Annotated in this window: 20 protein-coding genes and 2 tRNA genes; 15 read left to right on the top strand and 7 right to left on the bottom strand. The window is 74.0% G+C overall.

Annotated elements, in window-relative coordinates; translation table 11 throughout:
• Positions 1–366: 366 nt before the first annotated feature.
• The gene (gene dnaG, locus G7063_RS09250) at positions 367–2,313 is read left to right on the top strand and encodes a DNA primase (RefSeq protein ID WP_166414142.1); all 1,947 of its coding nucleotides are present in this window, start codon (positions 367–369) and stop codon (positions 2,311–2,313) included.
• A 66-nt stretch (positions 2,314–2,379) separates the two neighbouring features.
• Positions 2,380–2,453, top strand: a tRNA-Ile gene (locus G7063_RS09245).
• A 4-nt stretch (positions 2,454–2,457) separates the two neighbouring features.
• Here G7063_RS09245 and G7063_RS09240 read toward each other — a convergent pair.
• The gene (locus G7063_RS09240) at positions 2,458–3,795 is read right to left on the bottom strand and encodes an MFS transporter (protein ID WP_240916018.1); all 1,338 of its coding nucleotides are present in this window, start codon (positions 3,793–3,795) and stop codon (positions 2,458–2,460) included.
• A 168-nt stretch (positions 3,796–3,963) separates the two neighbouring features.
• On the opposite strand from G7063_RS09240, the gene G7063_RS09235 reads away from it, so the two are divergent.
• From G7063_RS09235 to G7063_RS09225, 3 genes are all read left to right on the top strand, one after another.
• The gene (locus tag G7063_RS09235) at positions 3,964–4,521 is read left to right on the top strand and encodes a hypothetical protein (protein ID WP_166414140.1); all 558 of its coding nucleotides are present in this window, start codon (positions 3,964–3,966) and stop codon (positions 4,519–4,521) included.
• A 43-nt stretch (positions 4,522–4,564) separates the two neighbouring features.
• A tRNA-Asn gene (locus G7063_RS09230) sits at positions 4,565–4,637 on the top strand.
• Between the two features lie 187 nt (positions 4,638–4,824).
• Positions 4,825–5,667 (top strand): CPBP family intramembrane glutamic endopeptidase, encoded by an 843-nt coding sequence (locus G7063_RS09225; protein ID WP_166414139.1) that lies wholly within the window; start codon positions 4,825–4,827, stop codon positions 5,665–5,667.
• Positions 5,668–5,756: 89 nt separating this feature from the next.
• On the opposite strand, the gene G7063_RS15415 is transcribed toward G7063_RS09225, so the two are convergent.
• From G7063_RS15415 to G7063_RS09205, 5 genes are all read right to left on the bottom strand, one after another.
• Positions 5,757–5,885 (bottom strand): hypothetical protein, encoded by a 129-nt coding sequence (locus tag G7063_RS15415; RefSeq protein ID WP_255454217.1) that lies wholly within the window; start codon positions 5,883–5,885, stop codon positions 5,757–5,759.
• Positions 5,882–6,715 (bottom strand): ABC transporter permease, encoded by an 834-nt coding sequence (locus G7063_RS09220; protein WP_166414138.1) that lies wholly within the window; start codon positions 6,713–6,715, stop codon positions 5,882–5,884. The genes G7063_RS15415 and G7063_RS09220 overlap by 4 nt, the downstream gene beginning before the upstream one ends.
• A complete protein-coding gene (locus G7063_RS09215; protein ID WP_166414137.1) occupies positions 6,712–7,650 on the bottom strand; it encodes an ATP-binding cassette domain-containing protein in 939 nt (312 codons plus the stop codon). The genes G7063_RS09220 and G7063_RS09215 overlap by 4 nt, the downstream gene beginning before the upstream one ends.
• Before the next feature lie 178 nt (positions 7,651–7,828).
• Positions 7,829–8,485 (bottom strand): response regulator transcription factor, encoded by a 657-nt coding sequence (locus G7063_RS09210; protein ID WP_166414136.1) that lies wholly within the window; start codon positions 8,483–8,485, stop codon positions 7,829–7,831.
• Complete coding sequence (locus G7063_RS09205) at positions 8,482–9,771, bottom strand: sensor histidine kinase (RefSeq protein ID WP_166414135.1); 1,290 nt, start codon at positions 9,769–9,771, stop codon at positions 8,482–8,484. Before G7063_RS09205 ends, G7063_RS09210 begins: the two co-directional genes overlap by 4 nt.
• Positions 9,772–9,882: 111 nt before the next feature.
• On the opposite strand from G7063_RS09205, the gene G7063_RS09200 reads away from it, so the two are divergent.
• Positions 9,883–10,872: a phosphotransferase family protein gene (locus G7063_RS09200; RefSeq protein ID WP_166414134.1), complete on the top strand. Its 990-nt coding sequence runs from the start codon at positions 9,883–9,885 to the stop codon at positions 10,870–10,872.
• Positions 10,873–10,882: 10 nt separating this feature from the next.
• Here G7063_RS09200 and G7063_RS09195 read toward each other — a convergent pair whose 3' ends face one another.
• Positions 10,883–11,410 (bottom strand): MarR family winged helix-turn-helix transcriptional regulator, encoded by a 528-nt coding sequence (locus G7063_RS09195; protein ID WP_166414133.1) that lies wholly within the window; start codon positions 11,408–11,410, stop codon positions 10,883–10,885.
• Between the two features lie 38 nt (positions 11,411–11,448).
• Between G7063_RS09195 and G7063_RS09190 the strand changes: the two genes are divergently transcribed.
• The 9 genes from G7063_RS09190 to G7063_RS09150 all read left to right on the top strand — a co-directional run bounded on the left by G7063_RS09190 (position 11,449) and on the right by G7063_RS09150 (position 25,025).
• A complete protein-coding gene (locus G7063_RS09190) occupies positions 11,449–12,378 on the top strand; it encodes a DMT family transporter (RefSeq protein WP_166414132.1) in 930 nt (309 codons plus the stop codon).
• Positions 12,379–12,469: 91 nt separating this feature from the next.
• The gene (locus tag G7063_RS09185; RefSeq protein ID WP_166414131.1) at positions 12,470–13,579 is read left to right on the top strand and encodes an acyl-CoA desaturase; all 1,110 of its coding nucleotides are present in this window, start codon (positions 12,470–12,472) and stop codon (positions 13,577–13,579) included.
• A gap of 504 nt (positions 13,580–14,083) precedes the next feature.
• Complete coding sequence (locus tag G7063_RS09180) at positions 14,084–15,097, top strand: ABC transporter ATP-binding protein (protein ID WP_166414130.1); 1,014 nt, start codon at positions 14,084–14,086, stop codon at positions 15,095–15,097.
• Complete coding sequence (locus G7063_RS09175) at positions 15,094–16,731, top strand: ABC transporter permease (RefSeq protein WP_166414129.1); 1,638 nt, start codon at positions 15,094–15,096, stop codon at positions 16,729–16,731. The genes G7063_RS09180 and G7063_RS09175 overlap by 4 nt, the downstream gene beginning before the upstream one ends.
• 380 nt (positions 16,732–17,111) lie before the next feature.
• Entirely contained in the window at positions 17,112–18,782 is a 1,671-nt protein-coding gene (gene kdpA, locus G7063_RS09170) for a potassium-transporting ATPase subunit KdpA (RefSeq protein ID WP_166414128.1), read from the top strand.
• Positions 18,779–20,974 (top strand): potassium-transporting ATPase subunit KdpB, encoded by a 2,196-nt coding sequence (kdpB, locus tag G7063_RS09165; protein WP_166414127.1) that lies wholly within the window; start codon positions 18,779–18,781, stop codon positions 20,972–20,974. Before kdpA ends, kdpB begins: the two co-directional genes overlap by 4 nt.
• An 11-nt stretch (positions 20,975–20,985) precedes the next feature.
• Positions 20,986–21,693 (top strand): K(+)-transporting ATPase subunit C, encoded by a 708-nt coding sequence (gene kdpC, locus G7063_RS09160; protein ID WP_166414126.1) that lies wholly within the window; start codon positions 20,986–20,988, stop codon positions 21,691–21,693.
• Positions 21,694–21,702: 9 nt separating this feature from the next.
• Positions 21,703–24,315 carry a DUF4118 domain-containing protein gene (locus G7063_RS09155; RefSeq protein WP_240916017.1) on the top strand — a complete coding sequence of 871 codons (2,613 nt, stop codon included), beginning with the start codon at positions 21,703–21,705 and terminating at the stop codon, positions 24,313–24,315.
• Positions 24,312–25,025: a winged helix-turn-helix domain-containing protein gene (locus G7063_RS09150; protein WP_166414125.1), complete on the top strand. Its 714-nt coding sequence runs from the start codon at positions 24,312–24,314 to the stop codon at positions 25,023–25,025. Before G7063_RS09155 ends, G7063_RS09150 begins: the two co-directional genes overlap by 4 nt.
• Positions 25,026–25,046: the final 21 nt, after the last annotated feature.

The following is a 25,046-nucleotide window of genomic DNA, read 5'->3' as shown; positions in this document are numbered from 1 at the left end:
CGTCAGGCGGGCCCGATCCGTCAGCCGAGCCCGACTTCACGGCCGGGCTTGACCGAGAAGTCGGTCCTGCTCCAACCGTCGGGCCGGACGCGTCCGCCGAACCTGAGTCTCCGGCTGTGCCCGAACGCGCGTGAGCGCACGAGGCGGCCGCGGTGCCCGCAGCACCTGGCTCCGCCCCTTCGTCACGCTTGCAAGGGTTCATACCTCTACCGTATCGAACGTAAGTTCGACCTGCACCCGCAGCGAGAGATCTGTGGAGAACCCGATCGCACCTTGTCGACGGCGCAGCCTGTCCACAGGGCAGCCGCTCCCGCGTGCCCTCCACGACCAGCCCCGGCCTCGCGCCCGAGCAACTAGACTCGCCCCGTGGCCGGGTTGATCAAGCGGGAGGACGTCGACGCCGTTCGCGAGCGCGCACGCATCGAAGAGATAGTCGGCTCCTACGTCACGCTCAAGCCCGCCGGCGTCGGCTCGCAGAAGGGGCTGTGCCCCTTCCACGACGAGCGCACACCGTCGTTCCACGTCCGCCCGCAGGTCGGCCGCTGGCACTGCTTCGGCTGCGGCGAGGGTGGCGACGTCATCAGCTTCGTCCAGAAGGTCGACGGGCTCGGTTTCACCGAGGCCGTCGAGTACCTCGCGGGACGCGTCGGCATCACGCTCCGCTACGAGGAGGGTGGAGGGGCGCGCCGCGGCGAGGAGCCCGGGCGCCGTCAGCGGCTCGTCGAGGCCAACCGGACGGCCGCCCAGTATTTCGCCGAGCAGCTCTTCATGCCGGCCGCCGCCCCGGGCCGCGAGTTTCTCGCGCAGCGGTCCTTCGACCGCACCGTCGCCGAACAGTTCGGCGTGGGCTTCGCCCCGCAGGGGTGGAGCTCGCTCCTCACCCACCTGCGCGGACGCGGCTTCACCGAGGCCGAGCTCCTCGCGGCCGGTCTCGTCTCACAGGGCAACCGCGGCGTCTACGACAGGTTCCGGGGGCGCCTCGTCTGGCCGATTCGCGACGTCACGGGCGAGGTCATCGGCTTCGGCGCCCGCCGCCTCCTCGAGGAGGACCAGGGCCCCAAGTACCTCAACACCCCCGAGACCACGCTCTACAAGAAGTCGCAGGTCCTCTACGGCCTCGACCTCGCCAAGCGCGAGATCGCGCGCACCAAGCGCGTCGTCGTCGTCGAGGGCTACACCGATGTCATGGCGGCCCACCTCTCGGGCGTCGGACAGGCGATCGCCACGTGCGGCACGGCCTTCGGCTCCGACCACGTGCGCGTCGTCCGACGCCTCGTTGGTGACACGTCCTCGAGCGCGGGCGTCCAGCTCGCGGGCGGCGGCTCGACCGGCGGGGAGATCATCTTCACGTTCGACGGCGACGCCGCCGGCCAGAAGGCAGCCCTGCGCGCCTTCAACGAGGACCAGCGCTTCTACGCCCAGACGTTCGTCGCCGTCGAGCCGCACGGCATGGACCCGTGCGACTTGCGCCTCGCCCACGGTCCGGAGGCGGTGCAGGCGCTCATCGACGCCCGCGAGCCGCTCTTCGAGTTCGTCGTCCGCTCGACCCTGCGCGCGCACGACCTCGCGCACGCCGAGGGCCGCATCGCCGCGCTGCGCGCGTCGGCTCCCGTCGTCGCCGGCATCCGCGACCGCGCGCTGCGCTCCGAGTACGCGCGCCAGCTCGCGGGATGGCTCGGCATGGAGGCCGACGTCGTCCGTCGTGCCGTCCTGTCGGCCGAGCGCGCCCAGGGGCAGCCGCGGCACGCCGCCGACGACGTCCCGGCGGGCGCCGTCGTCGCCGACCCCGTCCCCGGTGGCCCCGGTGCGTCAGGCGGGTTCACCGTGCCCGACCGGCGCGACCCCGTGGCGCGCCTCGAACGACAGGTGCTCGAGGCCGTCCTCCAGCACCCCGCAGCAACTCCCGACGTGTTCGACGAGCTCGGCTCCGACGCCTTCTCCGTGCCCGCCTGGCGGGCCGTCCACGAGGCGATCCGCGCCGCCGGGGGAGTCCGCTCCGTCGGCGCCGTCGACCCCGCGCGCTGGGTCGCAGCCGTCGTCGAGGAGTCCGCCGGGCCCGTCGCGGGGCTCGTCGGCGAGCTCGCCGTGTCCCCGCTGCCCGAGGACCGCGAGAGCGCTGTCGGCGACTACGTCCGCGGCGTCGTCCACGCGCTCGTCGACATGCAGGTGACCCGGCGCATCGCCGACCAGCGCTCCGCGCTGCAGCGCACCGACGCCGAGCGCGACCCCGAGGCCTACCAGCAGGTCTTCGCCGAGCTGCTGCGGCTCGAGCAGCAGCGCAGACTGCTGCGCGAGGCGTCGATGGGGCAGTGAGGGAGATCGCGTGGTCCGGCGCGCGGGCGTCAGGACGGTAGATTGTCCCGGGGCCGCATGGCCCGCGGGGCGTTAGCTCAGTCGGTCAGAGCAGCGGACTCATAATCCGTCGGTCCTGGGTTCAAGCCCCAGACGCCCTACTCATCACAGCCGCACATCCACGACGTCGGACGCACCTGTTTCAGCGTCGCGCGCGACACCCGCGTCGTCGCCGCTCGTGCCCGACGCGTCGTCGTCGGCGATCTCTGCAGCCTCCCCGCGGACGTCCGCCGAGACCCCCGTCGCCCATCCCCGCCGCTCCCACGCCATCGACCCACCGAGCAGCGCGAGCCCGACGAGCGCGAGCGCGACCCCCACCCAGGCGGGTGCGAGGTACCCGAGACCTGCCGCGATGACGGCACCGCCGAGCGCCGCGCCGAGGGAGTTGCCGACGTTGAACGCGGCGTGGTTCGTCGCCGCGCCGAGCAGGGCGGCGTCGCCTGCGGCGGCGATGAGCCGGGACTGAACGGCCGGCAGCAGGAGGCTCGACGTGAACCCGAGGACGAATGTCGCGACGAAGATCCCGACGGCCGAGCCGCCCGCGAGGCCGACGAGCGCGAGCGCGCCGGCGTACGCGCCGAAGCCGACGACGGCCGCACGGTCGCGCGCCGCGTCGGCGTAACGTCCGCCGACGATGTTGCCGATGGTCATGCCGACGCCGACGACGGCAAGCAGCCACGGCACCGCGCCCTCGGTGAGCCCGGCCCGGCGCGTCGCGGTCTCGGCGAGGTAGGAGTACACGGCGAAGAACCCGCCGAAGCCGATGCACGCGACCGCGATCATGAGCCACAGCGAACCGCGGCGGAAGGCCGCGAGCTCGGTGCGCGGGTTGCGGTCCGGGTCGCCCGGGACGTACGGGACGGTGAGGCGCACCGCGACGAGTGCGACGGCGAAGACGCCGGCGACCGCGAGGTACGCGGGTCGCCAGCCCGCCGTCTGGCCGAGCCACGTCACGGCCGGCACGCCGACGACGTTCGCGACCGTGAGCCCCGACAGGGCGAGCGCGATGCCCTGGCCCTGCTTGCCGGGCCCCATGATGCGTGCTGCGAGCAGGGACGCGACCCCGAAGTACGCGCCGTGCGGCAGGCCCGCGACGAAGCGTGCGACGAGCGTCGACGAGAACGTCGGCAAGAGGGCCGACGCGGCAGTCCCCGCGACGAACGCGACGAGTAGCCAGAGCGTCAGGCGCGTGTGCGAGGCGCGTGCCGCGAGCGCCGCGAGCGTCGGCGCGCCGACCACGACGCCGAGCGCGTACGCGCTGATGAGCCAGCCTGCGTGCGCGATCGCGACCTCGGGGGCGGACGCGAAGCCGGGCACGAGCTCGGCGGCGATCTGCGGGAGCATGCCCATCGACGCGAACTCGGAGCAGCCGATTCCGAAGCCGCCGAGCGCGAGCGCGAGCAGGGCGAGCGCGCGACGGCGCGGGGAGAGCTGGACGGGCACGGTGTCACCTTCGGACGACGGGTGGGGGCGAGCCCACGTCGTCGTGCGGCCGGGAGCCATCGTACGACGCGCCCCGTCCGCTCCTCCTTGCTCTCCGCAGTGCGGAGTGCCCGTGAGACGGGACGCGTCGTCCCGCGAGCACACCTTGTCGCGGGCTACCGTGGAGCCATGGCACTCCTCCGCAGGCACCTTCCTGCCGCCCAGCTCGACCTCGCCCGCCGGACCGTCGGCGAGAAGGCCGTCGCCGGGACGCGTGTCGAGGTCCTGCCCGACGGCGTCGCGCCGCGCGACGACGTGCGCGTCGAGGACCTCCCCGAGCGCTGGGCGCTCGCCACCGCGCACCACGTCGTCATCGAGCGCGACGGCGACCCTCTCGTGCGCCGCTGGTGCGACGTCGACCACGCGGCCGTCGACGCCCAGATCAACGTCCTCACGATTCGCTGGGCCGACGGCACCGCACCGACGCGCCTGCACCTCGCCGACCGCACGCCCCAGGCGTTCGCACGCACGCTGCGCGAGCGCGTCGTCGCAAGCGTCGTGCACCGCGAGACGACGACGCTCCCGGGCGGCGGGGCCGTGCGCGTCGCGATCCGGCGAGACGAGCACGACGAGCTGTTCTCCGAGGTGCTCGGCGACGGATACCTCGACCTCTCCGATCCCGCGACGAAGGCCGCGATTCAGGCTGCCGAGGCGCGTGTGCGCAGCGCGGTCGGACTGCCCCTGTAGAACTGCTATAGTTCTTCTCGGCCCGCCGCGGCAGGCCACGCGATCCTGCGTAGCTCAGTTGGCAGAGCATCCGACTGTTAATCGGACGGTCACTGGTTCAAGTCCAGTCGCAGGAGCGTCAGAAGGCCCGGAATCCCTAGGATTCCGGGCCTTCGCCGTTGGCGCCCACAGTGCTAGGTGCACACAGAGATACACACATGCGGATGCGGCCCGCGGGCGCCCCATGCGGCGCCCGACCTTCCCAGGGCACGCATCGTGCCGCACGATGGTGTCGGCCACGGAACCTCGAGACCGGAGCACCTGATGGACGAGACGCAACACACCACCGCACTCACCGGACCTCGCTCCCGGTGGCAGCAGCTCTTCGACCGGGGTGGCGCACTGCGAGCCCTGCTCGTCGCCGCCGTCTACCTCGGCCTCTTCACGGCAGCGGGGCTGCTGTCCGGACTCCTTGGCGGTGACCACGTCGAGAAGGACATCTTCGCGACGACCGCGTCGGTGTTCTTCGGGCTCACGTTCCCCCTGCTCGTCGGGTGCGCGCTCCTGGCGCTCCTCGTCACGAGTCTCGGCTGGTGGCGCGTGCTCCTCGGACGCAGCGACGTCCCCGGCCGTCGCTGGATGTGGGTCGCCCCCGTCGTGGTCGTCGTGCCGATCGTCCTGCGGCTCCTCGGCATCCCGTACGGAGACTACCCGGACGGCGTCATCGTGCTGACCTTCGCCACCGGGCTGCTCATCGGGTTCAGCGAGGAGCTGCTCAGCCGAGGCGTCGTCGTGCACATGCTGCGCGTCCGAGGCGCGGGCGAGCGCACCGTCATGATCGTGTCGTCGCTCGTCTTCGCGCTGCTGCACTCCGTCAACCTGCTCTCGGGGCAGAAGATCCTCATCGTGCTGGCGACGATGGGATTCACGTTCGCGTTCGGCGTCGTCATGTACCTCACGCTGCGCGTCACCGGCTCGCTCGTGTGGCCGATCCTCCTGCACGGGCTCTACGACCCGACGCTCTTCCTCGCGACCGGCGGTATCGACACTGTTCACACCGGTGACATCGACCCGCTCCTCGCCCTGGCGGCCCCGTTCAACATCATCTTCATCGTGCTCGCCCTCGTCGCCCTCGTGATCGTGAGACGAGCGCCGCGCCGAGCGTGAGGGTGGCGATCGCGGCTGCGGCCGCGCTCGCCAGGACGGGGCCGGTGCGCGCGCCCAGCGTCGCGGGGCTGTCGGCGTGGGCGTCACGGTCAGCACCGGGGCCGCGCGCGTCGCCGCTGGAGCAGGGCCGGGTCCGCGCGCGACGACGCCGGAGCGGCGCCCGGCACGAGGAGTGCCGCGACCACCGCTCCGACCCCGACGAGCGCTCCGGCGCTCACGCGTCCCTCCGTGAGAGCAGCAGCGCCGCGCCGCCGAGGACGAGCACGACCCATCCGAGCAGGTCGGCAGTGCCGACGAGCGGCGCGAGCAGCCCGTCGACGTGCACGGGCGCGCTGAGCGCGTTGCTCGCAGCGCTCGGGAGGTACTCGACGACGCGCGACCAGCCGTGCGGGAGGAGAGCACCTGCGATGCCGGGCAGGACAAGCACGACGGCGACGAACGCCGTGACGGCACCGGCGACGGATCGCAGTGCGAGGCCGAGCCCGAGGCCGATGAGCGAGATCGCGGCGAGGCCGCCGACGGTGCCCGCGAGGATCCGTAGGGTCGTCGCGTCGCCGAGCGACAGGACGGAGCCGCCGTGGTGCGTGAGGACGGCGCCGGCGACGACGTAGGTGAGCAGGACACCCCCGACGAGGATCGGCACGAGCGCGGCGAGCAGCGCGACCGCCTTGGCGGCGACGAGCAGGCCGCGGCGCGGGACGGTCGCGAGCGTCGTGCGGATCATGCCGGAGCCGTGCTCGCGCGCCCCGGCGAGGGCGCCCGCGGTGCCCGCGAGGAGGACCGCGAACGAGGAGCCGAGGAGGATCGCCGAGAGCCCGTCGGTCCCGGTGGGGGCCGGGCTCGCCGTCGCGGCGCCGAGCGTGCCGAGGCCGACGAGCGTGAGGGTCGTCGCGCCGCCGAGAAGGTACGTCGAGCGGAGCGTCGTGAGCTTGAGGAGCTCGGCGCGTACGACGCGCGCCGGGGTGAGGACGAGCGGCGCCGCGGTGGTGGCGGCCGGGCGGCGCACCGGGACGGGGCGGACGGGGGTGACGGGAGTGGTCGTGGTCATCGTGCTGCGCCTTCCAGGGCGGGGCTCGCGGTCGTGCCGCGGTAGCCGACAGAGTCGTGGGTGAGTTCCATGTAGGCCTCCTCGAGGGTGGCCGAGACGGTCCGCAGGCCGTGGAGACGGATGCGGTGCCGAGCGGCGGCCTCGCCGATCCACGCGGCCGGGACGCCAGTGATCTCGAGGACGTGCGCCGAGGTGCGGGTGACGGTCGCGTCGGGCACGGTGACGACGATCTCGGCGAGCGGCTCGGCGTCGGGGGAGTCGACCTCGACGTGAGTGCGGGCCGCGCCCGCCACGAGCTCGCGCATCGGGGTGTCGGCGATGATGCGGCCGGCGCCGATGACGAGCAGGTGGTCGGCGACGAGCTCCATCTCGCTCATGAGGTGCGACGAGAGCAGGACGGTGCGACCCTCTGCGGCCAGCTCGACGAGGAGCTGGCGCAGCCAGAGGATGCCGTCGGGGTCGAGGCCGTTCGCGGGCTCGTCGAGCATGAGGATGCCCGAGTCGGCGAGCAGCGCGGACGCGATGCCGAGCCGCTGCGACATGCCGAGCGAGAACGACCCGGCGGCCCGGTGGGCGACGCTCGTGAGGCCGACGGTCGCGAGGACCTCCTCGACGCGCCGGCGTCCGACGCCGATCGTCGCGCCGAGCACCCGCAGGTGGTCGCGTGCGGTGCGCCGGCGGTCGACCGCGCGGGCGTCGAGCATCGCCCCGATCGTCGCGAGCGGCGCCGCAAGATCCGCGTAGCGGTGGCCGTCGACGAGGATCGTGCCCGTGTCGGGCCGGTCGAGGCCGAGGATCGCGCGCATCGTCGTGGACTTGCCGGCCCCGTTGGGGCCGAGGAAGCCGGTGACGACGCCGGGCCGGACGGTGAACGACGCGTGGTCGACCGCCGTGCGGGCGCCGTACGTCTTCGTGAGGTCGTGGACCTCGATCATGATGTGCTCCTTGAACCGTCGTCGTGCTGATGGTTCAAGGTTCGTCCGGGGACGTACGCTCCCGCGTCGTCCGTGCGCAGGCTTCTGGCCTACTGCGGACGCAGGCGCTCGCGGACGCGCCCCGACGCGCCCCGACGCTCGCGGCGGCCTGCGCCGCGAGCCGCCGCTCAGCGGCGACTCACCTCCCGGCGAGCCCCGCCTGGTAGGCCATGACGACGAGCTGCGCGCGGTCGCGCGCCCCGAGCTTGGCCATCGCGCGATTGACGTGCGTCTTCACCGTGAGCGGGCTGAGGACCTCTGCCGCAGCGATCTCCTCGTTGCTGAGGCCGCGCGCGACGAGCACGACCATCTCGCGCTCGCGGTCGGTGAGCCCGCCGAGCTCGGGCGAGGGTGCGACGGGCGTCGCGGGGGCGTCGACGACGCGGGCGATGAGGGCGCGGGTCGCGGCGGCGGACAGCAGCTCCTCGCCCGACGCGACGACGCGCACGGCGTCGAGCAGCGCTGACGTGCGCGAACCCTTGCCGAGGAACCCGCTCGCGCCGGCGCGCAGGGCCGCGAGGACGGTCTCGTCGGTCTCGAACGTCGTGAGGACGAGCACGCGGGTCCCGGCGAGGTCGGGGTCGGCGCAGATCTGGCCGGTCGCCGCGATGCCGTCGAGGATGGGCATGCGGACGTCCATGACGACGACGTCGGGCCGTGTTGTCCGCGCGAGGTCGACCGCGGCGGCGCCGTCGGCAGCGCGGCCGACGACCTCGAGGTCTGGCTGAGCGTCGACGAGCGCGGCGAAGCCCTCGCGGACGAGGTCCTGGTCGTCGGCGACGAGCACGCGGATCATGGGGTCTCCTCGGTGGTGCGGGGCGCGGGTGTGTCGGGACCCGTGGGTGCGCCGGGAACGCCGGGCGCGCCAGGACGCTCAGGCGCACCGGGGTGCTGCGGTGGGACGGGCTGCGGTGGGACGGGCAGCGTCGCGGCGAGCGTGAAGACGCCGTCGGACGTGGTCGTCGTGAGGTTTCCGCCGAGTGCCGTGAGGCGCTCGCGGAGGCCGACGAGCCCGACGCCCGTCGACGCACGTGCCGGCATCGAGGCGTCGGCGACGCGGTTGGTCGTGCGGATCTCGAGCGTCGCACCGGTCGTCGTCACGTCGACCCTCGCGCGGCCGTCGCCGTAGCGCCGAGCGTTCGTCAGCGACTCCTGGACGACGCGGTAGGCCGCGAGGCCGGTGCCGTCCGGCACGTCGGGCCAGGGCCCGGCGGTCGTGAGCGAGACCTCGAGCCCCGCGTGCCGTGCCTCCTTGACGAGCGACGGGATCGACTGGAGCCGAGGCAGCGGGCCGCGCGCGTCGTCGGACGGCTCGCGCAGCAGGCGGACGAGCGTGCCGAGCTCGTCGAGCACGCGCTCGCTCGCGTCCTGCACGTGGCCGAGCGCCGTCCGGGCATCGGCGGGCCGGGTCTCGAGCAGGGAGTCGGCGAGCGCGGACTGGATCCCGACGATCGCGACGTGGTGGCCGATGACGTCGTGGAGCTCGCGTGCGATGCGCAGCCGTTCCTCGGCGACGCGCCGGCCGGCCTCGGCCTCGCGGGTCCGTTCCGCGCGGGCGGCGCGGTCCTCCGCGGCGGTGAGCACGGCCAGGCGGGCGCGGGCGAGGAGTCCCGTGACCGTCGCGAGCGCGTACATCGTCGCGGCGGCGAGGACGATGGCGGGCAGGCCGAGCGTCGTGTCCCCGTGATCGGCGAGGCTGAGGATCGCGGTGCCGACCACAGCCGCGGCGCCGGCCGCCGCCCGCGAGCCGCGCGCCTGCACGGTGTGCACCGTGACGAGCGTCGCGAGGATCGGGATGATCCCGGGGGAGTCGACGAGGGCCGCCGCGCCGAGCGCGACGACGGACGTCGCGAGCGCGACGTGCGGGGAGGCGCGGCGCCAGGTGACGGCCGCTGCCGCGACGAGCACAGCCGCCACGACCGCGAGGCGCGCTCCCGTCGGGGGCCACGGGAGTGCCTGCTCGACGATCCCCGCGACCGCGACGAGCACGCCGAGGGCCGCCTCGGCGCGTGTCGGCAGGGGCAAGGAGCGGAGCGTCGTCCGGCGTGGTGCCAGCTGGCGGCGCGTGGTCGTGCGGGGCACGTTCCGAGCGTAGAGCAGCGGTGTTCCCGCCGAGGTCGGCGGCCCGGCGTGGTTGACTGCGGTCGGAACGCGGCGCCGCGGGCCGGAACCCGAGCACAGGAGCTCAGCACCGTGGACAGCACGACGAAGAACCGTCAGTCGACCGGGACGCTCCGCGCGATGGTCGCGCGCGCCTACGGCGCCGCGCAGGTCCCGGACGAGGACGACGCGTTCACGGAGCTCACCTACGGCTTCTTCAACGCGCTCTACCGCGTGCGGCTGCGCGACGGTCGGGACGTCGTGCTGAAGATCGCGCCCCCGGCCGACGTGCCCGTCCTCACGCACGAGCACGGGATGCTGCGTAACGAGGTCGCGGCGATGGACCTGGTCAGGCGGCTCACGGACGTCCCCGTGCCGCGCGTCGACCACGTCGACCTCACGCACGAGCTGTGCGACGCGGACTACTTCTTCATGGAGCACGTGGACGCGCCGTGCTTCGGGATCGCGGCCGACGCGGGTGAGCTCGACGCCGACGTCGTCGAGGCGGGCTTCGTCGAGCTCGGGCGTCTCAACGCGGAGATCTGCCGCGTCGTCGGGCCGCACTTCGGCCCGCTCGCGGGGCCGGGGCACGCGACGTGGCGCGAGGCGTTCTCGGCGATGGTCGAGGCGGTGCTCGCCGACGGCGAGCGCGTCGGCGTCGATCTCGGGTGGTCGGTGGACGAGGTGCGCGGGGTGCTTGCGGAGCACGCCGACGTGCTCGACCTCGTCACCGAGCCGCGCCTCGTCGAGCTGGACCTGTGGGCGAAGAACTCGATGATCCGCGACGGGCGGATCGTCGCGATCATCGACCACGAGCGCGCGATGTACGGCGATCCGCTCATGGAGGCTGGCCTCACGGGGCTGGACCTGCCGGTGTTCCCGGACCCGGCGCCGTTCGCGCGGGGCCTCGGGCTCGGCGTGCTCGAGCCGTCGCAGGCGACGCGCAGGCGGCTCTACACCCTGTGGCTGTGTCTCGTCATGCTCGTCGAGAACCCGTACCGCGGTCAGTCGCAGGAGCAGTTCCGCTGGGCGCGCGAGCAGCTCGACACGGCGATGGGGCTGTTCGGGCGCTCACGCGGCTGACGCGCGGTGGTCAGTCGAGCTCGAGCCGTGAGCCCCATGTCGTGAGGAGGCGCTCGAGGTCGGCGGCGTCGGCGGGCTCGAGGACGTCGAGCAGGCGGTGCTCGTTGGCGATGTGGTCGGTGAAGGCGGCGTCGATGCGTGACCGGCCGTCGGCGGTGAGGGTGACGACGCGGCCGCGGCCGTCGTCGTCGGCGCGGGTGCGTGTGACGAGCCCCGAGGACTCGAGCCGGTCGAGGCGCTTGGTCATGCCGCCGGTCGTCACCATGGTGCGGGCGGCGAGCTCGCCTGCGGCGAGCGTGAAGGGCTCGCCCGAGCGTCGCAGGGTGGCGAGGACGTCGAACTCGCCCTCGGTGAGCCCGTGCTGCGCGTAGACGGCGACGAGCTCGGCGGTGAGGGCCTTCGCGAGGCGGTGGAGGCGGCCGACGACCCCCTGGGGCCCGACGTCGAGGTCAGGGCGTTCGCGGCGCCACTCGGCCTGGAGCGCGGCGACGTGGTCGCGCGCAGCGGGCAGTGCGTCTGAGGGCTCGGGGAGGCTCATGCCGTGACTATATCTTCTCGGGAAGGTATATTGCTTCCATGGAAGGTAAGTTCCGCTGGGTCCTCCTCGCAGCCGTCGCCCCGGTCCTCTGGGCCACCGTCTACGCCGTGACGCGCCACGCGCTCCCCACCGGCGTGCCGTTCTGGGGAGCCGCCCTGCGCTCCCTGCCTGCAGGCCTCCTCCTGCTCGCGATCGTGCGCGAGCTCCCGCGAGGGGCGTGGTGGTGGCGCGCGTGCGTCCTCGGCCTCCTCAACGGCGGCGGCTTCTTCGTCCTCGTCTACGTCGCCGCCCAGCGTCTGCCCACGAGCGTTGCGGCGACCGTCATGGCACTCTCGCCCACGGTCCTCGTCCTCGTCGCCTGGCCGCTCCTCGGCCAGCGCCCGCGCGCTCGGGCGCTCGCGGCGAGCGCCCTCGGCGTCGCCGGCGTCGCGGTGCTCGTCGGCGCCGCCGCACCCGGGGCGATCGACGCGCTCGGCATCGTCGCCTCGGTCTCGGGGATGCTCCTGTCCTCGACCGGGTTCGTGCTCGCCGCGCGCTGGGACAGCGCCGCCGGGGGAGAGGGGCCGACGGTCCTCGCGACGACCTCGTGGCAGCTCGTCGCGGGCGGCGTGCTCGTCGTGCCTGCGGCTCTCGTCCTCGAGGGTGCGCCGCCGCGCGTCGACGCGCAGGCGATCGCGGGCTTCCTCTACGTCTCGTTCGTCGCGACCGCGCTCGCGTACGTCACGTGGTTCACCGCGATCCGGCGGATCGGGCCTGCGACCGTCGGGCTCGTCGGGCTGCTCAACCCCGTGACGGGCGTGCTGCTCGGGGTGGTCGGCGCCTCCGAGGTGCTCGCGGGCCGCCAGATCGCGGGGCTCGTCCTCACGCTCGGCGCGGTCGTGCTGGGTCTCGCCCGGAACCGTGCCGACGGCTCGCGGGGGTCTCGCGGAGGGTCGGTGTCCACGGTGAGGACTCCCGTGGACGCGTAACCTACGGTTCCGTAGGGTAGGCGCATCCGCACGCGAGCACCCGCTCAACCTCACGGCTGGGAAGTCGCCACAGCACTGCCGGGAGACGCCGATGTCCGTCGAGTCCGTCCGCTACACCGACCGCCCGAAGCCTCGGGCCGAGGACATGCCGAACCTCACGAGCAGCTACAGCGCGCTCCTGCGGACCGTGCGCGACGCCGGCCTGCTGCACCGCGCCCAGGGCTACTACGTCGGGACGCTCGCAGTCCTCACGGCCGCGCTCGGCGGGCTCGTCACGGCGTTCGTGCTGCTCGGCGACTCCTGGTTCCAGCTGCTCGTCGCGGCGGGCCTCGGCCTCGTCCTCACGCAGTTCGCGTTCGTCGCGCACGAGGCCGCGCACCGGCAGGTCTTCGCGTCGAACGCGACGAACGACCGCGTCGGACGCTTCCTCGCGAACGTCGTCGTGGGCATCTCCTACACGTGGTGGATGCACAAGCACACGCGTCACCACGGCAACCCCAACCAGGTCGGCAAGGACCCGGACATCGAGAACGACACGATCGTCTTCACGCCTGAGGGTGCGGCGCAGCACCGCGGGCTGCTCGCGCTCATCACGCGGCACCAGGGGTGGCTGTTCTTCCCCCTGCTCACGCTCGAGGGCCTCAACCTCCACATCACCGCGATCCGCTCGCTCACGACCGGCACGCAGGTCGGCCGCGTCGACCTCGGCACGCGCATGCGCGAGCTCGCGGCGATCATCGTGCGCCTCGCGGTGTACGTCGCGCTCGTCGTGTGGGCGCTGCCGCTCGGCCTCGCCGCCGCGTTCCTCGGGGTGCAGCTCGCCGTCTTCGGCGTCTACATGGGGGCGTCGTTCGCGCCCAACCACAAGGGGATGGCCATCATCCCCGCGAACTCGCGGCTCGACTTCCTCTCCAAGCAGGTGCTCACGTCCCGCAACATCCGGGGCGGGCGACTCATGAGCATCTTCATGGGCGGTCTGAACTTCCAGATCGAGCACCACCTCTTCCCGAGCATGCCGCGTCCGCACCTCGCGCGCGCCGCCGCGATCGTGCGGGAGCGCTGCACGCAGCTCGGCATGCCGTACACGGAGACGAGCCTCGTGCGGTCCTACGCGATCGTCGTCCGCTACCTCAACGAGGTGGGTCTGGGCGCGCGCGACCCGTTCGACTGCCCGATGTTCCGGCAGCTGAGGGGGCAGTGACCGCAGGTAGCGTCCGTGCGACCGAGATCACCCTGCGCAATTCCGACCAGGGTGCCGGGGGAGGCTAGACTCGCCGTTAGTTAGGAAGCCTTTCAAACTACGACGGGACGCACATGGACGAGCGACGCACAGCGGGGGACGACGCACGATGCACGTTCCACGCCGCGACGCACAGCGTGCGCACCCGCCACCTGACCCCGACGCGGGTCCGGGCACCGCAACCGGTCGATCCCCCGTCGCCGGAACAGCGGAGCCGCAGGGCGCGCCGGACCATGCGTGCGTGCGCGTGGTCCGCGCAGCGCTGACACCGTCGGCACGCCGCGCCACGCGCGGCAGCGGCCGGGCACCGCTCTCCCTGGTGCCCGGCCGCACCAATCTCCGCAGGCCGCACGTCCTCGTCGCCCGCGGAACGGCACGACGGCCCCTTGAAACCTCCCCTGCACGGTCCTAGCGTCGAAGACGTCCCGACCGCGACGTACGGCCGGCGCGACGCAGGAGGTCTCCATGACCGCGCACAGCCCCGCACCCACGGCCCGCCCGGCCACGACAGCGGGCCGAGCGCCCGTCGTCGAGGCCCGCGGCCTCCTCAAGAGCTTCGGCCGCGCCCGCGCCCTCGACGGCCTCGACCTCACGGTCCGCGCGGGCGAGGTCGCCGGCTTCCTCGGCCCCAACGGCGCGGGCAAGTCGACGACGATCCGCGTGCTCCTCGGCCTCCTGCGTGCCGACGGCGGGACCGCGCACGTCCTCGGCGGTGACCCGTGGCACGACGCCGTCGCGCTCCACCGCCGTCTCGCGTACGTCCCGGGCGACGTCGACCTCTGGCCGACGCTCACGGGCGGGGAGGTCGTCGACCTGCTCGTCCGCCTCCGAGGTCACGTCGACGCGCAGCGACGCGACGAGCTCGTCGCACGCTTCGACCTCGACCCGACGAAGAAGATGCGGACGTACTCCAAGGGCAACCGGCAGAAGGTCGCCCTCGTCGCGGCGTTCGCCTCCGACGTCGAGCTCTACCTGCTCGACGAACCGACCTCCGGCCTCGACCCCCTCATGGAGACCGTCTTCGCCGAGTGCGTGCGCGAGGCCGCCGCGCGCGGCAGCGCCGTGCTCCTCTCGAGCCACGTCCTCGCCGAGGTCGAGAAGCTCTGCGACACCGTGACGATCGTCCGCGCCGGTCGCACCGTCGAGGCCGGCACCCTCGCCGACCTGCGCCGCCTCACGAGGTCCACCGTCACGACCGTCACCCCGGGCGACGCCGCCGCGCTCGCGACGCTCCCGGGCGTCCACGGCTTCGCGTCCGACCCCCACGCCGACGGCCACCGCACGACCCTCGACGTCGAGGACACCGACCTGCCAGGGCTCCTCGCCGCGCTCGCCGCGCTCGTGCCCAGCCACGTCACCGTCGCACCACCCTCGCTCGAGGAGCTGTTCCTGCGCCACTACGGCGCGGAGCCCGGACCCGGCGAGCAACCCGACCGCCAGGACGCGGCCCTCGAACCCCGCACCCGGCGGTCACGATGACGACGACGACGGCTGCGGCCGCTCCTGCGGCACGCGGGTCCGACGCCCTCGCCGGCGCCGGCATCCTCCTCGGAGCCGCACTGCGCCGGGACAGGGCCCGGCTCCTCGTGTGGACCGCGTCGATCGTCGTCCTGTGGGGGTACGCGGTCGTCGCGCTCGAGAGGATCTACCCGACGGCCGCCGACCGCCAGGTCCGCGCCTCCCTCATGTCGTCGCCCGCCGCCGTCATCCTCACCGGGTCCGGCTTCGGCCTCGACGACTACACGCTCGGCGCGATGGTCGCCAACGAGATGACCTTCCTCGTCCTCGTGGCGCTCGCCGTGCTCTCGATCCAGACCGTCGTGCGGCACACCCGCGCCGAGGAGGAGCAGGGCACCGCCGAGCTCGTCCGCGCCGGGGCCGTCGGGCGCCACGCGCCGGCCGTCACTGCGTTCGCGCTCGTCGCACTCGTCCAGCTCGTCATCGCGGCCCTCGCGTGCGGCGTACTCGTCGCGACGGGTCTCGACGTCGGCGGCTCGGCCGCGCTCGCGGCCGCAGGGGCGGTCACGGGCCTCGTCTTCGGAGCCGTCGCCGTCGTCACGTGCCAGGTCGCCGAGCATGCCCGGACCGCGTCCGGCCTCGCGCTCGCCGCCCTGGGGATCGCCTGGATCGTGCGCGCCGCCGGCGACCTCCAGCAGGTCGGCGGCTCGCCGCTGTCGTGGGCGTCCCCGCTCGGCTGGGCGCTGCAGACCCGGGCGTTCGTCGACACGCGCGTGTGGCCGCTCGGCCTCGGGCTCCTGCTCACGCTCGCGCTCCTCGCGGTCGGCGCGCGCCTCGGTGCCAGGCGCGACCTCGGCGCCGGCCTCGTCGCGCCCCGACCCGGACCGGCGCGCGCCCGCGCGTCGCTCGCGACGCCCACCGCTCTCGCCTGGCGCCTCCATCGGGGCTCCGCGACGGCGTGGGCCGTCGCGCTCGCGGCCGGCGCCGTCGTCACGGGCACGTTCGCCGACGCCGTCGGTGCGATGATCGACGAGATGCCGCAGCTCCAGCACGTCCTCGGTGGCAGCGGCGAGCTCGTCGACGTGTTCGCCAGCCTCATGGTGATGTTCCTCGCGGTGCTCGTCGCGGGGTTCGCGCTCGCCTCGTTCCACGGCGTGCGCACCGAGGAGCAGCGCGGACGTCTCGAGAGCGTCCTGGGGACGTCGGTCTCCCGGCAGCGCTGGCTGGGTGCGCGCGTCGGCGTGACGCTCGGCACGACCGCTGGCCTCCTCCTCGTCGTCGGCGTCGGGCTGTGGGTCGGGGTCGCCTCGACCGGGAGCTCGACGACGCCGCTCGGCACGTTCGTCGTCGCGGCGCTCGGGCACCTGCCCGCGATCGCGCTCCTCGTCGCCGCCGCCGTGGTCTGCTACGGCTGGTGGCCCACGGGCAGCGGGATCGTGTGGGGCTGGTTCGGGTTCTCCGCGGTCGCGGCCGTCTACGGCGGCCTGCTGCGCCTGCCCACGTGGCTGCTCGACCTTGCGCCGTTCACGCACTCGCCCGCGCTGCCGGGCGCGGGGGCGTCGTGGGTCGGGGCCGCCGTCATGGCCGTGCTCGCGGTCGGGCTCGGCGTCGTCGGCGTCGCCGGGTTCCGACGCCGGGACGTCCCGACCGGCTGAGCACCACTTACCGGCTGGGGGAGACCGAGCTGGACGCGGGACGTCCTTGGGCGGGCGACCCGAGAGGTGCTGCCCCGAGGTGCAGCCCGGGCGCCCGGCTCGGGCGACGCACGTGTCCGGCGCACGCGTCCCGTCGCGGCCCGTCAGGGTCTCGTCAAGGCCGGACGCGGGGGCGTCAGGGTTCCGTCAACGCTCGGTCCGGGAGCCCGCGAGCGGCGTAGACCAGAGGCGAGCGCACGCCGTGTGCGCCGACGCCTGCGCGTCGCCCTGCTCGGAGAGGTCCCTCCCATGGCTGACCTGGCCTACCTGCTCCTCACGACGCTCGTCGTCGTCACGCTCGCGCTCGTCGCGCGCCCCTTCCGCGACGGGGGCGCGAGGCGATGACGACGACGTCGGTCCTCCTGGCCGTCGGCCAGGCGCTCCTGCTCGTCGGGGCGCTCGCCGCGGTGCACGTGCCGCTCGGCACCTACCTCGCACGCACCTATACGGCCGACGGTCACACGCGCGTCGAGCGCGGCATCTACCGGCTGCTGCGCGTCGACCCCGACGCGGAGATGCGCTGGGCCGCCTATCTGCGCGGAGTGCTCGCGCTGACCCTCGTCTCGATCTTCGCCGTCATGCTCCTCGCCCGGACCCAGGACCGTCTGCCCCTCGCGGACGGCGTGCCGGCGATGTCGTCGCACACCGCGTGGAACACCGCCGTGAGCTTCGCGACGAACACCAACTGGCAGTCCTACGCGGGCGAGACCGCCGCGTCCCCGGTGCTCCAGGCCGTGGGTCTCGCCGTGCAGAACTTCGTCTCCGCCGCCGTCGGCATCGTCGTCGCCGTCGCGCTCGTGCGCGGATTCGCGCGTGCCGGGACCGACGGCCGTATCGGGAGCCTCTGGCGGGACCTCACGCGGACCGTCGTTCGCGTGCTCCTGCCGGTCGCGGCCGTCGCGGCCCTCGTGCTCGTCGCCGGGGGAGTCGTCCAGAACCTCGGCTCCCCGGCGGAGGTCAGCACGCTCGCGGGCGGCACGCAGACGATCGTCGGCGGCCCCATCGCCTCGCAGGAGGCCATCAAGATGCTCGGCACGAACGGCGGTGGCTATCTCAACGCGAACTCGGCGCACCCTTTCGAGAACCCGACGCCCTGGACGAACCTCCTCGAGATGTTCCTCATCCTCGTCATCCCGACGGCCTTGCCGCGCGCGTTCGGCCTCATGGTCGGCGACCGCCGCCAGGGTCGCGCGATCCTCGCGACGATGGTGACGCTCCTCGTCGGCTCCGCGACGCTGCTCACGTGGGCCGAGCTCGCCGGCCCGGGGGCGGTCCCTGCCGCTGCCGGCGCCGCGCTCGAGGGCAAGGAGGTCCGTCTCGGGCAGGCCGCGTCGGCCCTCTTCGCGGCCGTGACGACAGGCACGTCCACGGGAGCCGTCAACGCCGCCCACGACTCGCTCACGGCCCCGGGCGGCGGCGTCGCGATGTTCACGATGCTCCTCGGCGAGGTGGCCCCCGGAGGCGTCGGCTCGGGCCTCGCCGGCATGCTCGTCCTCGCGGTGCTCACCGTCTTCCTCGCAGGGCTCATGGTTGGACGCACCCCCGAGTACCTCGGCAAGCGGATCGGCCGCCACGAGATGACGCTCGTCGCGGGCTACGTCCTCACCATGCCCGCGCTCGTCCTGCTCGGCTCCGCGACCGCCGTGCTCGTCCCGACGGCCGACGCGGCCGCAGGCGACCCAGGCGCCCACGGGCTCTCCCGGATCGTCTACGCCTTCGCGTCGGGCGCCAACAACAACGGCTCCGCGTTCGGCGGCCTCGCCGCCGCGAGCCCCTTCTACGACACGGCGATCGGCATCGCCATGCTGCTCGGCCGCCTCGTGCCGATCGTCCTGCTGCTCGCGCTCGCGGGCCGCCTCGCCTCGGCGTCGTCCGTCCCCGTCTCGGCGGGCACGCTGCCGACGCACGGCCCCCTGTTCGTCGGGCTGCTCACGTCCGTGACGCTCGTCGTCGTCGGCCTGACCTTCATCCCCGTCCTCACCCTCGGCCCGATCCTGGAGTCGCTGTCATGACCGCCCGCCCGACACCCGCCGCGCCACCCACCGCACCCGCACCCGCACCCGCTGCTCCGGTCGCTACCCCGAGCCGCCCCCGCCAGGCCGCCACGCGCGGCCTCACCCTCGCGATGCTCCGCGACGCCCTGCCCGCGGCCTTCCGCAAGCTCGACCCGCGGCTCCTCGCCCGGACGCCCGTCCTCCTGCTCGTCGAGCTCGGCGCGGTCGTCACGACCGTCGCGACCGTCGTCGAGCCCGACGCGTTCCGCCTCACCGTCACGGTGTGGCTCTGGCTCACGCTCCTGCTCGCGACGGCCGCCGAGGCCGTCGCGGAGTCCCGCGGCCGTGCCCAGGCGTCGAGCCTGCGTGCGACGCAGCGGGAGACGACCGCGCGCCGGATCGACGCACCCGTCGACACGCTCGTGTCCACGACAGGGCTCGATCGCCTCCCGACGGTCGAGGTCCTCTCGACGCGGCTCACGGTCGGCGACGTCGTCGTCGTGTCCGCGGGCGAGACGATCCCGGGCGACGGCGACGTCATCGAGGGCGTCGCGACTGTCGACGAGTCCGCGATCACGGGCGAGTCCGCGCCCGTCGTGCGCGAGTCGGGCGGCGACCGCTCGGCCGTCACCGGCGGAACCGTCGTCCTCTCGGACCGGATCGTCGTGCGCATCACGGCCGAGCCCGGCCAGACGTTCCTCGACCGCATGATCGCCCTCGTCGAGGGCTCCGAGCGGCAGCGCACCCCCAACGAGGTCGCGCTCGGCATCCTCCTGACGACCCTCACCGTGGTGTTCCTCCTCGCGGTCGTCACGCTCGCGCCCTTCGCGTCGCGGGTGGGTGCGGGCCAGGACGTCGTCGTGCTCGTCGCCCTCCTCGTATGCCTCGTGCCGACGACCATCGGCGCCCTGCTGTCCGCGATCGGCATCGCCGGCATGGACCGGCTCGTGCGGCGCGGCGTGCTCGCGACCTCGGGCCGCGCGGTCGAGGCTGCGGGCGACGTCGACGTCCTCCTGCTCGACAAGACGGGCACGATCACGTTCGGCAACCGCCGGGCGACCGCGCTCCTGCCGGTCGGCGGGACGACGCCCGACGAGCTCGCGACGGCCGTCCGCCTCGCCTCGCTCGGCGACGACACGCCCGAGGGCCGCAGCATCCTCGAGCTGTGCCCCGGGCCCGACGAGGCCCCCGCGGGTGCCGTCGTCATCCCGTTCACGGCGCACACCCGCATGTCCGGTCTCGACCTGCCCGCGCAGGCCGGCGGCTCCGGGCACGGCGGTCCTGGGCACGACGGCACCGCGGCGCGCGAGCTCCGCAAGGGCGCCGCCGACGCCGTCCAGCGCTGGGTCCGCTCGACCGGCGTGACGGACGACGGGGCCGACGCCGCAGAGCTCGACGCAGTCGTCGGCGAGGTCGCCGCCGCGGGCGCGACGCCGCTCGTCGTCGCGACCCGCACGGGCAAGGGGCACGCCCGCGTCCTCGGCGTCGTCCGGCTCTCCGACGTCGTCAAGCCAGGGCTCACCGAACGGTTCGCGACGCTGCGCGCCATGGGTATCCGCACCGTCATGGTGACGGGCGACAACCCCGTCACCGCCCGCGCGATCGCCGCCGAGGCAGGCGTCGACGACGTCCTCGCCCAGGCGACCCCCGAGGACAAGCTCGCGCTCATCCGCCGCGAGCAGGCCGGCGGCAGGCTCGTCGCCATGACGGGCGACGGCACGAACGACGCCCCGGCGCTCGCGCAGTCCGACGTCGGCGTCGCGATGGCCTCGGGCACCGCGGCCGCGAAGGAGGCCGGCAACATGGTCGACCTCGACTCCGACCCGACGAAGCTCGTCGAGATCGTCGAGATCGGCAAGCAGCTCCTCATCACCCGCGGCGCCCTCACGACCTTCTCGATCGCCAACGACGTCGCGAAGTACTTCGCGATCCTCCCCGCGATGTTCGCGGGCACCCTGCCCCAGCTCGGCGCGCTCGACATCATGCGGCTGAGCAGCCCGCAGTCCGCGATCGTCTCCGCGGTGATCTTCAACGCGCTCATCATCGCGGCGCTCGTCCCGCTCGCCCTGCGCGGCGTGCGCTACCGCCCGCTCGGTGCGGCGACGCTCCTGCGACGCAACCTGCTCGTCTACGGCGTCGGCGGCGTCATCGCGCCGTTCGTCGGCATCAAGCTCATCGACCTCCTCGTGTCGCTGCTCCCCGGGTTCTGAGAGGACCACACATGACCACCGCCCTTGCCCCTCGTCCCTCGGGGCCACGACCTGCTGCGCCCCGAGGCTCCGCCCGCCGGGCTGCGGCGACACGCCTCGTCGCTCTCGGTCGCCAGACGGCCGTCGCCGTCCGCGCCCTGCTCGTCCTCACGCTCCTGTGCGGCGTCGCGTACCCGCTCGTCCTCACGGGCGTCGCACAGCTCGCCCTGCCGTGGCAGGCGAACGGCTCGCTCGTGCGGGCCGACGGCTCCCGCGCCCGCTCCGTCACCGACACCGCGGGCAGCGCCGTCGTCGGCTCCGAGCTGCTCGGACAGGACTGGACGACGGGTGCCGCCGCCGCGACGTGGTTCCACGGCCGCCCGTCGGCGAACAACTACGACGGGCTCGCGTCCGGCGCGACCAACCTCGGGCCGAACGACGCGGGCCTCGTCGCGACGATCGCCGAGCGGCGAGCCGCGCTCGCGGCCGAGCACGGCCTCGACCCCGCGCAGGTCCCGGCCGACGCTCTCACGTCGTCGGCCTCGGGCCTCGACCCGCACGTGTCGCCCGCCTGGGCGGACGCGCAGGTCGCGACGGTCGCGGAGGCGCGCGGCGTCGAGCCGGCGCGGCTGCACGCGCTCGTCGCCCGGCTCACCGAGGGTCGCGACCTCGGGGTGCTCGGCGAGCCGCGGGTCGACGTCCTGCGTCTCAACATCGAACTTGCCCACGGGGACTGGTAGACCGTGACCATGACCTCGATGCCGTCACCCGGGGCAGGACCCGCCGACGAGCCTGACCCCGTGCTCGCGGGCGCTCCGCCGCCGGCCCCGGCACCCACGCCTGCCCCGGCCTCCGAGCCGGGGCAGGAGCCCGGGCCGCGCGGCAGGCTCACCGTGTACCTCGGGGCCGCCCCGGGCGTCGGCAAGACCTGCGAGATGCTCGACGACGCCCGCCGCCGGCTCGCGCGCGGCACGGACGTCGTCGTCGCGCTCGTCGAGACGCACGGCCGCGCCGAGACCGCCGTCCGCGTCCGCGGGCTGCCCGAGGTCCCGCGTCTGCGCGTGGTGCACCGGGGCGTCGAGCTCGGCGAGCTCGACGTCGACGCGGTCGTCGCCCGACGGCCCCAGGTCGTCTGCATCGACGAGCTCGCGCACTCCAACGCGCCCGGCAGCCGCAACGCGTGGCGCTGGCAGGACGTCGCTGAGATCCTCGCCGCCGGCATCGACGTCCTCGCGACCGTCAACGTCCAGCACCTCGAGTCGCTCGGCGACGACGTCGAGCAGATCACGGGCGTGCGCCAGCGCGAGACCGTCCCCGACCAGGTCGTGCGGGACGCCGCGCAGGTCCAGCTCGTCGACCTCACGCCTCAGGCGCTGCGGCGCCGTCTCGCGCACGGCAACGTCTACCGCGCCGAGCAGATCGACGCGTCGCTCGCCTCCTACTTCCGGGAGGGCAACCTCACCGCGCTGCGCGAGCTTGCCCTCCTGTGGCTCGCCGACCGCGTCGACGACGCCCTCGTCCGCTACCGCGCCGAGCATGAGATCGCCGAGACGTGGCCGGCGCGCGAGCGCGTCGTCGTCGCCGTGACCGGGGGACCCGAGAGCGAGACGCTCCTGCGTCGCGCCGCCCGCATCGCGGCGCGTGCGGCAGGTGCCGAGCTGCACGCCGTCCACGTCCTCGCGACGGACGGCCTGCCGAGCGCGACGGCCGACGTCATCGCGGCCGAGCGCGCCCTCGTCGAACGTCTCGGCGGCACCCTCCACTCGGTCGTCGGCGAGGACGTCGCGCACGCCGTCGTCGACCTCGCCCAGGGTGTCAACGCGACGATGGTCGTCGTCGGCGTCTCCCGCCGCTCGCGCGTGCGCGAGGCGCTGCTCGGCTCGACCGCGAGCGAGGTCGCGCGGCTCGCGGGCTCGATCGACGTCCACCTCGTCACACACGACCAGGCGCGCGCGCGGCGCGGTGTCCGGCGCGGCGCGAGCCCGTTGTCGCGTCCGCGCCGGCTGTGGGGGTGGGGGTTCGCGCTCGTCATGCCCGCGCTGCTCACGTGGGGGTTCCACGGCGTCGTCGGCGCGGAGCTCACGACCCAGGTCCTGCTGTTCCTCGCGACGTCCGTGGGCGCGGCGCTCCTCGGCGGGCTCGGACCTGCGCTCGCGGCAGCGATCGTCTCGTTCCTGTGCCTCAACTGGTTCTTCGTCGCGCCGCGCGGACGGCTCACGGTCGCCGAGCCCGAGAACCTTCTCGCGCTCGGGGTGTTCGTCGTCATCTCGGGGGCTGTCGCGCTCGTCGTCGACCATGCGGCCCGGCGCTCGGCGCAGGCCTTCCGGGCGCGTGCGGAGGCGTCGGCGCTCGCGGGCCTGTCGCGGTCGGTCCTCGCGGGTCAGGACACGTCGGAGGCGGTCGTCGAGCGGCTCGCCGAGACGTTCGGGCTTGCGCGCGTTGAGCTTGCGGAGCGTGCGGGCGATGGCTGGCGCGTGCTCGCCTCGGCGTCGCGCGACGGGGTCCCGGAGGGCACGACGACGGTCGTCGAGGTCGACGACGAGCGTCGGCTCGTGCTCGACGGGCGGCCCCTGCCCGCGGGCGACCGTCGCGTGCTCGACGCGTTCGCCGCGCAGGCGGGCATCGTCGTCGAGCATCGTCGGCTGCGTGAGGAGGCTGCGCGCGCTGCGGTCGCGGAGCGGTCCGACGCGGCGCGCTCGGCGCTGCTGGCGGCCGTCTCGCACGATCTTCGGACGCCTCTGGCGGCGATGCGGACCGCGCTCGACGGCCTCGGCGGGCCGGGGCTCGACGACGACGACCGTGCGGTGCTGCTCGAGACCGCGTCGGCGTCGACGGACCGGCTCGGTCGGCTCATCGACGACCTGCTCGATCTCTCGCGGCTGCAGGCGGGGGCGGTCGCCCCCGCGCTGCGCGAGGTGTCGCTCGACGAGGTCGTGCCGCTCGCGGTCGAGCCGTACCTGGGGCTCGTCACGCTCGACCTGCCCGAGGACCTGCCGTTCGTCCGGACGGACGCGGCGCTGCTCGAGCGGGTCGTCGAGAACCTCGTCGCGAACGCTGTGCGCTACGGCGCGGGCGAGCCCGTGCTCGTGGGGACGTCGGCGGTGCAGAGCGTCGTCGAGGTGCGGATCGTGGACCGTGGTCCGGGGGTCGACGACGTGGCGAAGGCGCGGATGTTCCAGCCCTTCGAACGGCTCGGGCAGGCGACGGGCTCGGGCATCGGGCTCGGGCTGGCGGTCGCCGACGGCCTGGCTCGGGCGATGGGTGCGACGATCGTCGTCGAGGACACCCCGGGCGGAGGCCTGACGGCCGTCGTCGTCGTGCCGCGTGCCGTCCGGGACGGCGAGGAGGAGGGGGAGCGATGAGCGGCAACCGTGTGCTCGTCGTCGACGACGACCCGGGGCTGCTGCGCGCCATGGCGATCGCGCTGCGTGCGCACGGCTGGGAGGTCGTCACGTCGGCGACGGGGACCGAGGGGATCGACGCGGCGGCCGTCTCGGCGCCCGACGTCGTGCTGCTCGACCTGGGCCTGCCGGACATGCCGGGGACCGACGTCATCGCGGCGGTGCGGGGGTGGAGCCGGGTGCCGATCCTCGTGCTCTCGGCGCGGCAGCTCGGCGAGGACAAGGTCGACGCGCTCGACGCGGGTGCGGACGACTACGTGACGAAGCCGTTCGCGCTGCCCGAGCTCATGGCGCGGCTGCGGGCGGCGGTGAGGCGGGCGGACCGCCCCGAGGACGTCGAGGCGGCTGTCGTCGTCGCGGGGGCGCTGACGATCGACCTCGCGCGCCGCACGGTCGTGCGTGCCGGGGAGGAGGTGCGGCTGAGCCCGACGGAGTGGGGGCTGCTCGAGCTGCTCGTGCGGCACCGTGGTCGGGTCGTGGGGCGTGAGCAGCTGCTTCGGGAGGTGTGGGGGCCGTCGGCCGTGCGGGACACGCACTACCTGCGGGTGTACGTCGCGCAGCTGCGGCGCAAGCTCGAGGAGGATCCGGCGGCGCCGCGGCACCTGCTGACGAGCCCGGGGATGGGCTACCGCTTCGAGCCCGGCGACGACGTTATACCTAGCAAACTATAAGCGTTATGCTTATAGTTGAGT

The sequence above is a fragment of the Sanguibacter sp. HDW7 genome, assembly GCF_011300875.1.
Classification (GTDB): Bacteria; Actinomycetota; Actinomycetes; order Actinomycetales; family Cellulomonadaceae; genus Flavimobilis.
This window is presented reverse-complemented; position numbering and strand designations above follow the sequence as displayed.